Here is a 13,345-nt window from a genome sequence, read left to right on the forward strand (position 1 = left end):
AAGGCCGATCATGCCCGGCGCGTCCCTCCCCGATTGGCAGCATATCTGGCAGCGCGGCGCTGTGCTCAGTCTGCTGGCGCTGATCCTGCTGTGCCTGCTGTGGGAACTCTGGGTAGCGCCGCTGCATCCGGGCGGCTCGCTGCTAGTGCTCAAGGTCATGCCCCTGCTGCCGGCAGTGCCGGGTGTGCTGCGCGGCAAGGCGTTCACCATGCGCTGGCTGAGCCTGCTGCTGTGGTTTTACGCCGCCGAGGGGGTGACCCGCGCAATGACCGACCCTCAGGCCGCGTCGCGCGGGCTGGGGTGGATCGAGCTGCTGCTGTCGCTCTGCCTGTTCGTCTGCATCGCCGGATTCCTGCGCTCCGGAGCGCCGCGCCATGACGCCAGCTGAGAGCACCCGCTTTAGGGATGCACTGCGTGCGCTGCTCGGGGCCTCGCATGTGCTCACCGATGCGCAGGACTGCGCGCCCTATCTGACCGACTGGCGTAAGCGCTACCGGGGGCAGGCGCTGGCCGTGGTGCTGCCAGGCAACACGGCGCAAGTGGCCGAGGTCGTGCAACTGTGCGCACTGCATGGCGTAGGTGTGGTGCCGCAGGGTGGCAATACCGGGCTGGTTGGCGGAGCCACGCCGGACGACAGCGGCCAGCAGATCGTGCTCAGCACCCGTCGGCTGCAGTGCATCCGCGAGGTCGATCCGGTTGGTGGCAGCCTGATCGCCGAGGCTGGCTGTGTGCTGGCCGCGGTGCAGCAGGCCGCAGCCGCTGTCGGCAAGCTGTTTCCGCTGTCTCTCGCCGCCGAGGGCAGTTGCACCATTGGCGGCAATCTGTCGACCAATGCAGGCGGCACCGCGGTGCTGCGCTACGGCAATGCGCGCGATTTGTGTCTCGGGCTGGAAGTGGTCACCCCGCAGGGCGAAGTGGTCGATGCACTCAATACCCTGCGCAAGAACAACACCGGCTACAGCCTGCGCGATCTGTACATCGGCGCAGAGGGCACGCTGGGCATCATCACCGCGGCAGCGCTCAAGCTGTTCCCTCAGCCGGCAGCGCAGATCACGGCACTGGCCGCGGTGCGCGACCTGGCAGCGGCGATTGCCCTGCTTGATCTGGCCCAGTACCGGCTGGGCTGCAGCCTGACCGGTTTCGAGCTGATGAGCGCGCACAGCCTGCAGCTGGTACAGCAGCATTTTCCGCAGCAGCGTCTGCCGTTCGACCTGCCCAGCCCGTGGTGCGTGCTGCTGGAGACCAGCGAGGCCGAGGACGAGGCGCAGGGCAGGGCGCGGCTGGAAGGCTTGCTGCAGGCGGCGCTGGAGGCTGGGTCAGTGGTTGATGCCGCGGTGGCGCAGAGCCAGGCGCAAAGTCGCGCGCTGTGGCATCTGCGCGAGTCGATTCCGCTGGCGCAGGCGCAGGAGGGGCTGAACATCAAGCACGACATTGGCGTGCCACTGTCGCGCATGGTGGCGTTCGTCGAGTCGACCGCCGAGCTCATCCAGCAGGCGATTCCAGGCGCGCGGCTGCTGGTGTTCGGCCATCTGGGCGATGGCAATCTGCACTACAACGTGCAGGCGCCGCAGGGGGTGGACCCGGTGCAATTCTTGCATGCGTATCAGGCCGCGTGTAACCGCATCGTGCATGACGCCGCGGCGGCCTGCGGCGGCACGTTTTCTGCCGAGCATGGCATCGGCCAGCTCAAGCCGGAAGAGCTGGCGCGCTACGGTAACGCGGTTGCCCTGCGCCAGATGTGGGCAATCAAACGGGCGCTCGACCCGCAGAATCTGATGAATCCCGGCAAGGTGCTACCCGGGCCCGCCATGAGCTGACGGCAAGCATGCCCCGGGCACCACATCTCACGCCACGGCGCGCAGCGGTGCGTGCAGCAAGTCGAGGTGCTGCTGCGCAGCCTCCTGCGGCAGCCGGTGCAGCAGGCGATTGGCACCCGACACCAGGGCCCGCACCGATGCGGTGACGATGTTGGCATCCATGCCGACGCCGAAGGTGCTGGTGGGCAGCCCCTCGATCGCCATTTCGATGATGGCCGATGCCTTGGCGTCGGCGCCCAGGCCGAGCGCGCGTTCCTCATAGCTGTGCACCGCCAGCGGCAGGCGCAGGGCGTGGATGGCCGCATCAATCGGGCCGTTGCCTTCGCCCTTGAGACTCAGGCGTTTGCCGTCGGCCTCGATCTCCAGCCGGATGCCCTGGCGTTCGCCATGGTCGGTCAGGTGGTAGGACAGCAGGTGCAGCGGATGCGCCATGGCGACATATTCTTCGTTGAACATTTTCCACAGCTGCTGCGCGGTGACTTCGGTGCCGGTGGCGTCGGTGTGCTTTTGCACCACCCCGCTGAATTCGACCTGTAGCCGCCGCGGCATGATCAGGCCATATGTGGTTTCGAGCAGGTAAGCGATGCCGCCCTTGCCCGACTGGCTGTTGACACGGATCACCGAGTCGTAGGTCCGGCCCAGGTCGGCCGGATCGACCGGCAGGTAGGGAACTTCCCACAGCGCATTGGCGCGCTGCGCGGCAAGGCCCTTCTTGATCGCATCCTGGTGCGAGCCGGAGAACGCGGTGAACACCAGATCGCCGGCGTAGGGATGGCGAGGATGCACTGGGAGCTGGGTGCATTCCTCTACCGTACGCGCTACTGCGTTGATGTTCGAAAAATCCAGCCCCGGATCCACGCCCTGCGAGTACAGATTGAGCGCCAGAGTCACCAGATCGACATTGCCGGTGCGCTCGCCGTTGCCGAACAGGCAGCCCTCCACCCGGTCTGCGCCGGCCATCACGCCCAGCTCGGCCGCAGCCACGGCACAGCCGCGGTCGTTGTGCGGGTGCAATGACAGGATGATGCTGTCGCGCTTGTCGAGATGGCGGTGCATCCATTCGATCTGATCGGCGTAAATGTTCGGCGTGCTCATCTCCACGGTAGCCGGAAGATTGAAGATGATCTTGTTGTCCGGCGTGGGTTGCCACACCTCGGTGACTGCGTTGCACACCGATAGCGCGAACGGCAGCTCGGTGCCGCTGAATACCTCGGGGCTGTACTGAAAGGTCCACTGCGTCTCGGGGCGTTCGGCGGCGAGCTGCTTGATCAGCCTGGCGGCGTTGACCGCGATCTGGGTGCACCCGGCTTCGTCGACATTGAACACGATGCGCCGGAAGTTCGGCGCTGTGGCGTTGTAGACATGGACGATGGCGCGCTTGGCACCGCGCAGTGACTCGAAGGTGCGGCGGATCAGGTCCTCGCGCGCCTGTGTCAGCACTTCGATCGTGACGTCATCAGGGATGTGGTCGCCCTCGATCAATTCGCGCACGAAGTCGAAATCGGTCTGCGATGCCGACGGAAACGCCACTTCGATCTGCTTGATTCCGATCGCGCACAGCATCTTGAACATGCGCATCTTGCGCTGCGCGTCCATCGGCTCGAACAGCGCCTGATTGCCGTCGCGCAGATCGGTGCTCATCCAGATCGGCGGGCGGGTGATGACCTTGTCCGGCCAGGTGCGGTCTTTCAGGCCAATCGGCGGGAAGGCACGGTATTTGGTTTGCGGTTGCTTCAACATGGATCGATCTCCGGGAGGGGTAGGTGAGTATTCTGGACGGCATTCATGCGACGACAAGGCGGCCGGGCTGTCGCGGGCACATGGCCCGGCAACCGATGGGTAGTCGGTGCACAGAGACAAACAGGTTCATGCTGAAGCGTTGCATAACAAAAAGCGCCCTGAGCCGAGGCCGCGGGCGCTTGATGGTGGATGGATGGGGTTGGGTCGATCAGTCGCGCGCGGTCTTGGCTGGCAGCGCCAGTAGCAGCAGGCCACAAAGCAACAGCACAGCCGAACTGAGCTGCGCGTGCGCAGCAGCGCAGGCACGATGGGCAGAAAAGCCAGCAGCAGATACGGCATCACAAAACATAGGTGCAAGGTAGCAAAATCTGGCGCGAACGTCAAACAATGGCAACACTGAATGAATCCTTCTGATGCTGCGCGCCGGGCTGCTGGATGGGATGCAAGGCGCATACGGAAACAATCGCCCGAGGATGTGCAAGACAGCACACCGCTCGCAGATCGAATGCGCAGCAGGCAAGGGACTTGTGCTCAGTGTTGTCTTCAGTCCCTGATCTGCAGCTGCCACCGCCTGGATCAACAGGGCACACGCAGGCGGATGGCCGTGCCCTGACCGGGAGCGTGAATGGATTGCAGCGTGCCGCCCATCAGGCGGGCTCTTTCGCGCAGATTGCGCAGCCCCTGAGTCTGGTCCTGCGCTGCGCTGCCGGTGCCGAGTCCGTCGTCCACGATGTCCAGGCCGATCAGCCCGGGCGTGCGCGAGAGGCTCAGATGCACCGCGCGCACCGGCTTGCGTTCGGCAATGAGGGCAAAGGCCTGCTGCGCGATGCGAAACAGCTGGGCGGTGGTCGTGTCTGGCAGACTGCCGGCATGGTCGAGCGCATGGGTCACCGGGATGTCGTGGCGCTGGCTGAATGTCTCGGCCAGCCATCGCAGCGCGTCGGTCAATCCGGTATCGAGCGCGGGTGGGCGCAGTTGCATCGCCGCGAGGCGGGCTGCTTCAGTGGCGGCCTGTGCCAGACGGTGCAGTTGCGCCCGCTGAGCATCAGCGCCGCCGGCGCTGTCGTGCAGACCCTGGCTCAAGGCCTCGAGCAACGGAACGAGGCTGTTTTGCAGTTCTTGGGCGAGCTGCGCGCGCTCCTGTTCGCGCGCATGTTCCATCTGCATTGCCATGTCGCGCAGTTCGGCTTCGCGCCGGCGGGCATGACTGATGTTGAGCATGATGCCGTCCCATTGCGTCAGCCTGGCGCCAGATTGTGTGATGACCGCGCGGATGTTGATCCACTTGATTTCGCCCTCGGTGATGATGCGCCCTTCCCAGTTCCACGGCTCGCCGTGCAAGGCGCTGGCCTGCAGGGCGGCATGAAAGTCGAGCTGATCGCCCGGGTGGATGCGCGCGACAAAACTGCTTGCCGAGCTCAGCAGGGTCTGGGCGCTGAGGCCGCAGACCATTTGCGCCGAGGCGCTGGCCCGGGTGAACCGCAGCTGCCCAGCGCGCCGGTTGAGCTGAAACACCAGACCAGACCCCGATAAGGCACGCTCAGCCCAGCCCGGGTCGGTCGCGGGTGAGTCGGGCGGGCAGGCGTCGGGCTGTGGGGGCATGAGCGTTTGCGGCATGGGCATGACAAGTTCACTCAACGGCGCACACCGGCAGGACTTGAATCGAATCGCTGCTCAAAACCTCAGGGGACGAGCAGTTTCAGCGCGTCGAGCGTGGGCTGCAGCGGTGCCAGACAGTCGAGCACCGTGCGCTGCGGCAGGACACGCAGCCAGGTGAGTTGGCGCTTGGCGAGCTGGCGTGTGGCGGCAAGGGCCTGTTCACGGAATTCTGCGGCGGTGGTGTGCCCTTCGAGGTGGCGCCACGCCTGGCGGTAGCCGACCGCGCGCATCGACGGCAGCGAGGGGTCGAGGTCGCCGCGCTGGCGCAGCGCGCGCACTTCATCGAGAAAGCCCGCCTGCAGCATGGCATCGAAGCGCTGGGCGATGCGCGAATGCAACGCACTGCGGTCTGACGGCTCCAGCGACACGATGCGCAGCCGCATGGCCGCCCTGGTCTGCGCATCGGACGTGAAGTGTGCCGACAGCGGTCGGCCGCTGAGCATCCACACCTCCAGTGCACGCTGGATGCGCTGCGCATCGTTCGGCGCCAGACGGGCGGCGGTGGGTGCATCCACCGCGGCCAGACGGGCATGCAGCGCCGGCCAGCCCAGCCGGGCCGCTTCGGCGTCGATCTGCGCGCGCAGCGCCGCGTCGGCCTGCGGCAGCTCGGACAGGCCCGACTGCAGCGCCTTGAGATAGAGCATGGTGCCGCCGACGATCAGCGGCTGCGCCCCACGCTGGCGGATGGCCTGGACCAACCCGTGCGCATCGTCGACGAACTGCGCGGCACTGTAGGTCTGCGACGGGTCCAGAATGTCGATCAGATGATGCGGGCAGACGGCGCGTTCCTCGGCGCCCGGCTTGGCCGTACCGATGTCCATGCCGCGGTAGACCAGCGCGGAGTCCATGCTGATGAGCTCCACCGCGACTCCCCGGTCCCGCGCCTGCCGCGCCAGATGCAACGCGGCCGCGGTCTTGCCGCTTGCGGTCGGGCCCACCAGACACACCACGGGCTGCGATTGCGACGGCCTGGCCATGCTCAGCGCCCGCGCAGGAACAGCGCGTCCAGTTCGGCCAGCCCCACTTGTCTCCAGGTCGGGCGACCGTGGTTGCATTGATCGGCGCGCTCGGTGCGCTCCATGTCGCGCAGCAGCGCATTCATTTCGGCCAGGGTGAGCTGGCGGTTGGCGCGCACCGCGCCGTGGCAGGCCATGCTGGCGAGCATGGCGTTGCGCTGGTCCTGCAGGCGCGCGCTGGCGCCTTGCGCGGCCAGATCGGCGAGCACCCCTCGGGCTAGGCGGATCGGATCGGCATGGGCCAGCGGCGCCGGAATGGCGCGGACCACCAGGCTGCCGGGGCTCGCGCGGTCGAGTTCCAGGCCCAGGCTGCGCAAGCTGTCGGCGTGGTCTTCGGCCGCGCCGATTTCCATCTCGGTTGCAGCAAAGACCGCGGGGATGAGCAGGGGCTGCACCAAGCCAGCGGGCCCGGCCTGCTGCGCCGCTTTCAGCCGCTCGAAGACAATGCGTTCATGTGCCGCATGCATGTCGACGATGACCAGTCCGTACCGATTCTGCGACAGGATATAGATGCCGGCAAACTGCGCGAGTGCGAACCCGAGCGGAAAGTCGGGATCTGACTCGGTGTCCGATGGGTCCGATGGGTCGCGCGCAGGGGAAGCGTAGGCAGGCGGCGACGCGCTGTCCCGCGCCTGCAAGGCCGCAGCCGGATCGAGCGGGGCCTGCGCACGGACGAGCAGGTCCCACGGCGGCGCGCTGGGGCGCGTGTAGGTGAAGGGCAGCGGGGCGGTCGCCGGTCGCGGCGTCTCGGTGGGCAGCTGCGGCGCAAACGCCGGCTGCGCTGGCGGGGGCGCTGTCGCGTCGGCGCTGCGTGCCAGAGCCTGCTCGATCGCATGGCGCACCGCCTGGTGCACCGCGGCGCCATCGCGAAACCGCACTTCCGCCTTGGCCGGGTGCACGTTGACATCGACCAGCTCGGGCGGTAGGTCCAGCAGCAGCGCATATTGCGGCTGCAGCGCGCCGTGCAGCACATCGGCATACGCGGCGCGCACCGCATGCGCCAGCGTGCGGTCGCGCACCCAACGGGCATTGACCAGGATGTGCTGCATGTCACTGCGGGCGCGGGCCGCCGTGGGTCTGCACACCAGGGCCCGCAGCGCCAGCGGGCCGATCTGTGCGGTCACGGTCAGTGCGTCGCGGGCAAAGGCCTCGCCAAGCACGGCGCGCAGGCGCTGCAGGCCGTGTGCGGAGTGGTCGGGATCGAACTGCAGCTTGAGCTGGCCGTCGTGCCACAGCCGTAGCCCGACCCGTGGATGCGCCATCGCGGAACGTCGGAACACCTCGGCGCACCAGGCGTATTCGGTACTGGGTGATTTGAGAAACTTGCGCCGCGCCGGCAGGTTGAAAAATAGTTGTCGCAGGGTGACCCGGGTGCCGGGCTGCGCCGCAGCAGGCTGCACATTGCCGACCTGTCCGCCGCTGGCGCGCAGCATCGCACCCAGCGCATCCGCACGGCGGCTGATGATCTCGATCTCGCCCACCGCAGCCATGGCCGCAAGCGCTTCTCCGCGAAAGCCTAAGCTGGCAGCGCGGTGCAGCTCGTCCAGGTCGACGATTTTGCTGGTGGCATGCCGTTGCAGCGCAAGCGGCAGCTCGTCCGGCGGGATGCCGCAGCCGTCGTCCTGCACCTGCACGCTGGCCAGGCCACCCTGTTCGAGCCACACGGTGATGACGGTAGCGCCGGAATCGATGGCGTTGTCGAGCAGTTCGCGCAGCGCCGAGGCCGGACGTTCGATGACTTCGCCTGCGGCAATCTGACTGATGAGCACGTCCGGCAGCGGACGAATCGGACGTTGGGGTTGCGGCAAGACAGGATGTTGCGGGCAGGGCGCAGGAGGGACGGACAACTGCGCTCAGTATACTTTTCAAGGGGGTCTCAGTCTGGGCTCAGTGTCCGCTGGCAACATGCCTGAGCTTTGTGTCTGCGCAGGTCCGGCTTGCTTGGGCAGAAGGCTGGGTCGGAGAAAACCTCTCTTTTCCTTCTTTGCATGAGCGCAACGGGCGCGACTGTGCCAGCCATCCGCTGGCCCGACGCGTCGATGTGCTGCGGTCCGCCGCGTTGACTGACTTCCTCTGCCATCCTCAATCTTTTGCGCACTGGCGCCTGCGCCGCATGGAACTGCACCACCTGATCGATCTCATCCTGTACTTCGACGTGCATCTGGCGCAGCTCATCTCGGCGTACGGGCCGCTGGTCTACGGACTACTGTTCGGCATCGTGTTCGTCGAGACCGGGCTGGTGATCATGCCCTTCCTGCCGGGTGACTCGATGCTGTTCGTGGTCGGCGCCTTTGCCGCCACCGGCGCGCTGAGTCTGCCGGGCGTCATGGCGGTGCTGTGGCTCGGGGCGGTGCTGGGCGACAGCCTGAACTATCAGATCGGGAAGGCGATCGGCCACAAGGTCTTCTCCTGGCCGGATTCGCGCTGGTTCAACCGCCGGGCGTTCGACAAGGCGCATGCGTTTTACGAAAAATACGGCGGCATCACCATTGTCGCGGCCCGCTTCATGCCGTTCATCCGCACCTTTGCTCCGTTCGTTGCCGGAGTTGCGGAAATGTCCTACGGCAAGTTCCTCGTCTACAACATGATGGGCGCGACCCTGTGGGTCGGGGTGCTGGTCATGGCCGGCTATTTGTTTGGCAACATGCCGTGGATCAAACACAATTTGGGCATACTGACCCTGGGCATCATCGTGCTGTCACTGCTGCCGGCGGTGTGGGGCTGGTGGAAGTCGCGGCAGCGGGCTCCCGCGTAGCCTTCAGCCCAGCGCACCGCGCACCAGCCCCACGGCCAGACCCTCGATGGCGAAGGGTTGGTCCGGCGTGACGCGAATGGGCGCGAACTCCGGGTTGGCGGGCAGAAGCTCGATGTGACTGGCCAGGGTGCGCAGGCGCTTGACCGTGACCTCATCGCCGATGCGCGCTACCACGATCTGCCCGTTTTCCGCGCTGCAGCAGCTCTTGACTGCGAGCAGGTCGCCGTCGAGGATGCCGATGTCGCGCATGCTCATGCCGCGCACCCGCAGCAGGTAGTCAGGACGGGACGAGAATGCGGCCGGGTCGATCAGCAGCGTCTGCTCGATATGCTCCTGCGCCAAGATGGGATGCCCTGCCGCCACACGCCCAACCAGCGGCAGACAGAGCTGCTCGGCGCCGGGCAGCGCAAGCTGCTGCCCCAGGCCGCCAGGCGGCCGGGCACGCTGCGCTTCGACGATGCGGATGCCACGCGATGCCCCCGGCGTGAGCTCGATCACGCCCTTGCGCGCCAGTGCCTGCAGATGATCTTCGGCGGCGTTTGCTGAGCGAAAGCCCAGCCGCGTGGCGATTTCGGCCCGGGTCGGGGGGTAGCCAAGTTCGCGCACCGACAACACGATCAGATCGAGGATTTCCTGCTGGCGGGCGGTGAGCTTGGTGGCGGGACGGCGCATGGATGAAGGCTCAGGCGGTTGCACAATGCAGCAATCCGACCGCCACCGGGCGGTGCGATCGGGCAACATGCTGATCTGCCCGCCACTGTAAATCAAAACAGCTGTGATGCAAAGGAGTTTGGCATGCAAACCCCACATTCAGGCGTTGCGCAGGCAGGCGTCGTGGTTCTCGGCACAGGCGGCACGATCGCGGGTGTGGCCACCGGAGATCCCAGCCTGCACGGGTATACCGCCGGGGTGCTTGGCGTGGACGCGCTGCTGCAGCGCGTGCCGATGCTGCAGCGCCTGGCACAACTGCACACCGAGCAGGTGGTCAATATCGACAGCAAGGACATGGACTGCGCGACCTGGAGCTGGCTGGCCATGCGCGTGTCGCACTGGCTGGCGCGACCGGAAATCGCCGCCTGCGTCATCACCCACGGCACCGACACGCTGGAGGAAACCGCGTACTTTCTTCAGTTGGTGCACCGCAGCGACAAACCGGTGGTGCTGACCGCAGCGATGCGCCCGGCCACGGCGCTGGATGCCGACGGCCCGCAGAACCTGCTCGACGCTGTCCGGGTTGCGGCGCATCCGCAGACGCGCGGTCTGGGGGTGGTCTGCGTGCTGCATGGACGCATCCACGCCGCGCGTGATGTGATCAAGGCGAACCCTCACCGCATCGATGCCTTCAGCTCAGGCGAGCGGGGCCCGTTGGGCGAGATCGACGGCGACCGCCTGCGGCTTTGGCGCCGGCCCGAGACGGAGCCTGGCGCGCCATTTGCCATCCCGCCTGCCGATGCCTGGCCGCGCGTGGACATTGTGCTCAGCCACGCCGGCGCAGACGGTGCCCTGGTGCGCGGCTTGCTGGGCGACGTCCGGCTGCAGCCGCCGCTGCGCGGACTTGTGGTGGCCGGCACCGGCGCAGGGACGGTGCATCAACACCTGCAGGAGGCGCTGCAATGGGCCAAGCAGCAGGGAGTGCGGGTGCAGACGGCCCCTCGCATCGGGCCTGTGCGCGGTGGCGCGGCAGACGGGCTTACTGCGGTCAAGCTGCGGGTGCGGATGTTGCTCGAGCTGGCGACATCAGGCTGAGTGCTGCAGGCTGTGCGGCAGCCAGATGCGCACCTGCAGCCCGCCCCCCTCGGCATTGCTGATGTCCAGCCGGCCGCGCATCGCGGCGATGGTCTTGTCGACGATGGACAGACCCAGCCCAGTGCCCTTGGCCGACGTGCGGGCCGCATCTCCACGGAAAAATGGCCGGGTGAGATGAGCGAGCTGATCCTGCGGCACGCCGGGGCCGTGATCGCGTACGGTCAGCAGCACCGAGTCGATGCAGGGTTGCAGGCTGATGTCCAGATCGGTGTGCACCTCGCCCGGCGTCAGTGCATAGCGCTTGGCGTTTTCCACTAGATTGACCACGATGCGCTGCAGTTCCAGCGCATTGGCCTGCACCAACGGCACGGTCGGGGCGCGCAGGTGCAGCACCACGGTCTCGTCCTTCTGGTAGCGGTCGCGCACGAAATCGATCAGGGCGTTGAGGTCGACCGGTTCGAGCTTGGGCGCGATGCTGCGCGCGTATTCCAGAAACTTGCTGATGATGCGGTCGGCCTGCTCGATGTCGTCGATGATGTTCTGGCGCGACTGCTCGTCGGGCACGCTGAGTTCAGCCTCCAGCCGCAGGCGTGCCAGCGGTGTGCGGATATCGTGCGAAATGCCCGCGAGCATCAGCGCGCGCTCCTCCTCGACTTCCTGCAGGCTGCGCGCCATACGGTTGAAGCCGCGGTTGACCTCGCGGATCTCGCGCATGCCCGAGTGTTCATCGAGCATCTGCGAGTAGTTGCCAGCTCCCACCCGGGCAGTGGCCAGCCGCAGGTCGCGCAGCGGCTTGTTGACAAAGCTGGCGATCACCGCGGCGCCAATGAGCGCCAGCAGCGTGGCGATCGCTCCCCAGCTCGCCCAGGTCTCGCTCAGCGACGGGTCGATGCGCGAGCGGTCGAGCAGCAGCCAATAAGGATCGCCCTGGATCTGAAAGCCGATCCACAGGCCCGGGCGATCGTTGACCGCATCAGCGAACGTGAGATCCTCCTTCAGCCGGGAATCGACCGCGACCTCTAGCCGGTGGGTGAAGTCGGTGTGGTTCATCGGCGTCCACCGATCGCCCGGATTGCGCGGGTAGATGTAAATGCCTTCTTTTTTCGCCAGTTCCTCGAGCAGCGAAACGCGGTATTGCGGATCGGAGTGGATCAACGCCAACCGGGTCAGGTCGATCAGGCTGGTGATCTGCCGCGCGGTCTGCGCCACCTGTGGCCCGAGTTCGAGCAGGCGAAAACTCTGAAACCAGGTCGCCAGACTTGCGCTGACCAGCAGCACGATCAAAAAGAAGGTGCGCCAGTACAGCCTGCCAAACAGGCCGCCGATCCAGCGCCCCAGGCGCGCGAACACGCCGCCCGGGGTCGTGAATTGCGCAGGCGCTGCGGGGCTGGCTTCGGCCTCAGCTTTCGGAACTGTCGGGGACGAAGACATAGCCCACGCCCCAGACCGTCTGGATGTAGCGCGGGTGCGCCGGGTCGGTTTCGATGATCTTGCGCAGCCGCGAGATGGCCACATCCAGACTGCGGTCGAAGGCTTCGTAGTCGCGACCGCGGGCCAGCTCGGCTAGACGGTCGCGCGACAGTGGTTGGCGCGGGTGACGCACCAGCGCCTTGAGCATGGCGAATTCACCGGTGGTCAGGCTGACGGCTTCGCCGTTTTTACTGAGCTCGCGCCGCGCCAGATCGAGGCTGAACGGACCGAACACCACGGTCACGTCCTCGCGCGACGGAGCGCCCGGCAGTTCGGGCGAGGGCTGGCGGCGCAGCACCGCGCTGATGCGCGCCAGCAGTTCGCGTGGGTTGAACGGCTTGGGAAGGTAATCATCGGCACCGACCTCCAGGCCGATGATGCGGTCGACATCCTCGCCCTTCGCGGTGAGCATGATGATCGGCGTCTGATCCTTGGAGGCACGCAGACGCTTGCAGATGGATAGGCCGTCCTCACCCGGCAGCATGAGGTCGAGCACGATCAGGTCGAAGCGCTCCTTGACCATGATGCGTGACATGGCCTTGGAATCCTCGGCCACGAACACCTCGTAGCCCTCCTGCGAGAGATAACGACGCAACAGATCGCGGATGCGCGCATCGTCGTCGACAACCATCAGCTTTTTCGGTTTTTCGTGGTCCATGGAAGCGTCTTCTCGAATTGAAAACCGGGTCAGGCACGGCGGCCAAGCGTCCTCGCAGCGACGTGTCAGCTTAACGCTTGTTACAGAGTTTACTGCGGGCACGCGCGGTTTCGCCCCAGGTCGATTCGATAATTTCAATTGCAAACTTTGGATACGCTCATGTCTTCGCGGCGCGCTGCGCTCGTCCTTATCCTCTGTGCTGCCTCGTGTGCTGCCGTGCCAGCCGCGGTTTTGGCGGCACGCACTCGCGCCACGGCGCAGATGCCCGCAGCGGCCGACACCAGCCTGCAACAGTCGCGGCAGGGTGCAGTTGCCGGCAGCCGGCTGCGGGCACCGCAGTTTTCCAGTTCGGATGCCTCAGCTGCAGTCGCGCCGCGTGTCATGACGCCGCAAGACCGCCTGAAACTGCGCGAACAGATCCAAAGCACGGAAGCCGGCCGGCTGCCCCAGCCCGAGCCGCGGCTTAACCCCGGATCGAACTGAA

Annotated in this window: 12 protein-coding genes; 5 read left to right on the forward strand and 7 right to left on the reverse strand. The window is 66.3% G+C overall.

Features of this window, described 5'->3' with window-relative positions:
- Positions 1-10: 10 nt before the first annotated feature.
- Both ACZ47F_RS10930 and ACZ47F_RS10935 read left to right on the forward strand, forming a co-directional pair.
- The gene (locus tag ACZ47F_RS10930) at positions 11-388 is read left to right on the forward strand and encodes a DUF2069 domain-containing protein (protein ID WP_464924744.1); all 378 of its coding nucleotides are present in this window, start codon (positions 11-13) and stop codon (positions 386-388) included.
- The gene (locus ACZ47F_RS10935; protein ID WP_464924745.1) at positions 375-1,817 is read left to right on the forward strand and encodes an FAD-binding oxidoreductase; all 1,443 of its coding nucleotides are present in this window, start codon (positions 375-377) and stop codon (positions 1,815-1,817) included. The genes ACZ47F_RS10930 and ACZ47F_RS10935 overlap by 14 nt, the downstream gene beginning before the upstream one ends.
- Before the next feature lie 27 nt (positions 1,818-1,844).
- Here ACZ47F_RS10935 and leuA read toward each other — a convergent pair whose 3' ends face one another.
- The 4 genes from leuA to mutL all read right to left on the reverse strand — a co-directional run bounded on the left by leuA (position 1,845) and on the right by mutL (position 8,040).
- Complete coding sequence (leuA, locus tag ACZ47F_RS10940) at positions 1,845-3,557, reverse strand: 2-isopropylmalate synthase (RefSeq protein WP_464924746.1); 1,713 nt, start codon at positions 3,555-3,557, stop codon at positions 1,845-1,847.
- 576 nt (positions 3,558-4,133) lie between these two features.
- Complete coding sequence (locus ACZ47F_RS10945; protein WP_464924747.1) at positions 4,134-5,180, reverse strand: sensor histidine kinase; 1,047 nt, start codon at positions 5,178-5,180, stop codon at positions 4,134-4,136.
- A 59-nt stretch (positions 5,181-5,239) separates the two neighbouring features.
- The gene (gene miaA, locus ACZ47F_RS10950) at positions 5,240-6,193 is read right to left on the reverse strand and encodes a tRNA (adenosine(37)-N6)-dimethylallyltransferase MiaA (protein ID WP_464924748.1); all 954 of its coding nucleotides are present in this window, start codon (positions 6,191-6,193) and stop codon (positions 5,240-5,242) included.
- A 2-nt stretch (positions 6,194-6,195) separates the two neighbouring features.
- On the reverse strand, positions 6,196-8,040 hold the full coding sequence (gene mutL, locus ACZ47F_RS10955; protein WP_464924749.1) for a DNA mismatch repair endonuclease MutL: 1,845 nt from the start codon (positions 8,038-8,040) through the stop codon (positions 6,196-6,198).
- A gap of 305 nt (positions 8,041-8,345) precedes the next feature.
- Here mutL and ACZ47F_RS10960 point away from each other — a divergent pair, with 305 nt between their 5' ends.
- A complete protein-coding gene (locus ACZ47F_RS10960) occupies positions 8,346-8,987 on the forward strand; it encodes a DedA family protein (protein ID WP_464924750.1) in 642 nt (213 codons plus the stop codon).
- Between the two features lie 3 nt (positions 8,988-8,990).
- On the opposite strand, the gene lexA is transcribed toward ACZ47F_RS10960, so the two are convergent.
- Positions 8,991-9,659, reverse strand: a complete 669-nt coding sequence (gene lexA / locus ACZ47F_RS10965; protein WP_464924751.1) for a transcriptional repressor LexA — start codon at positions 9,657-9,659, stop codon at positions 8,991-8,993.
- Between the two features lie 123 nt (positions 9,660-9,782).
- Between lexA and ACZ47F_RS10970 the strand changes: the two genes are divergently transcribed.
- Positions 9,783-10,733, forward strand: coding sequence for an asparaginase (locus ACZ47F_RS10970; RefSeq protein WP_464924752.1), 951 nt, complete (start codon positions 9,783-9,785; stop codon positions 10,731-10,733).
- Here the strand turns inward: ACZ47F_RS10970 and ACZ47F_RS10975 are convergent.
- On the reverse strand, positions 10,725-12,164 hold the full coding sequence (locus ACZ47F_RS10975; RefSeq protein WP_464924753.1) for a sensor histidine kinase: 1,440 nt from the start codon (positions 12,162-12,164) through the stop codon (positions 10,725-10,727). The genes ACZ47F_RS10970 and ACZ47F_RS10975 overlap by 9 nt on opposite strands.
- Complete coding sequence (gene ompR, locus ACZ47F_RS10980) at positions 12,133-12,861, reverse strand: osmolarity response regulator transcription factor OmpR (protein WP_464924754.1); 729 nt, start codon at positions 12,859-12,861, stop codon at positions 12,133-12,135. The genes ACZ47F_RS10975 and ompR overlap by 32 nt, the downstream gene beginning before the upstream one ends.
- A gap of 159 nt (positions 12,862-13,020) precedes the next feature.
- Between ompR and ACZ47F_RS10985 the strand changes: the two genes are divergently transcribed.
- The gene (locus ACZ47F_RS10985) at positions 13,021-13,344 is read left to right on the forward strand and encodes a hypothetical protein (RefSeq protein WP_464924755.1); all 324 of its coding nucleotides are present in this window, start codon (positions 13,021-13,023) and stop codon (positions 13,342-13,344) included.
- Position 13,345: the final 1 nt, after the last annotated feature.

This window comes from Thiomonas islandica (genome assembly GCF_055383445.1).

What these genes read in the sequence shown, in the direction of transcription:
- ACZ47F_RS10930 (WP_464924744.1), top strand. Translation starts at nt 11, where the DNA reads ATGCCCGGCGCGTCCCTCCCCGATTGGCAGCATATCTGGCAGCGCGGC.
- ACZ47F_RS10935 (WP_464924745.1), top strand. Translation starts at nt 375, where the DNA reads ATGACGCCAGCTGAGAGCACCCGCTTTAGGGATGCACTGCGTGCGCTG.
- leuA (WP_464924746.1), bottom strand. Translation starts at nt 3,557, where the DNA reads ATGTTGAAGCAACCGCAAACCAAATACCGTGCCTTCCCGCCGATTGGC.
- ACZ47F_RS10945 (WP_464924747.1), bottom strand. Translation starts at nt 5,180, where the DNA reads ATGCCCATGCCGCAAACGCTCATGCCCCCACAGCCCGACGCCTGCCCG.
- miaA (WP_464924748.1), bottom strand. Translation starts at nt 6,193, where the DNA reads ATGGCCAGGCCGTCGCAATCGCAGCCCGTGGTGTGTCTGGTGGGCCCG.
- ACZ47F_RS10960 (WP_464924750.1), top strand. Translation starts at nt 8,346, where the DNA reads ATGGAACTGCACCACCTGATCGATCTCATCCTGTACTTCGACGTGCAT.
- lexA (WP_464924751.1), bottom strand. Translation starts at nt 9,659, where the DNA reads ATGCGCCGTCCCGCCACCAAGCTCACCGCCCGCCAGCAGGAAATCCTC.
- ACZ47F_RS10970 (WP_464924752.1), top strand. Translation starts at nt 9,783, where the DNA reads ATGCAAACCCCACATTCAGGCGTTGCGCAGGCAGGCGTCGTGGTTCTC.
- ACZ47F_RS10975 (WP_464924753.1), bottom strand. Translation starts at nt 12,164, where the DNA reads ATGTCTTCGTCCCCGACAGTTCCGAAAGCTGAGGCCGAAGCCAGCCCC.
- ompR (WP_464924754.1), bottom strand. Translation starts at nt 12,861, where the DNA reads ATGGACCACGAAAAACCGAAAAAGCTGATGGTTGTCGACGACGATGCG.
- ACZ47F_RS10985 (WP_464924755.1), top strand. Translation starts at nt 13,021, where the DNA reads ATGTCTTCGCGGCGCGCTGCGCTCGTCCTTATCCTCTGTGCTGCCTCG.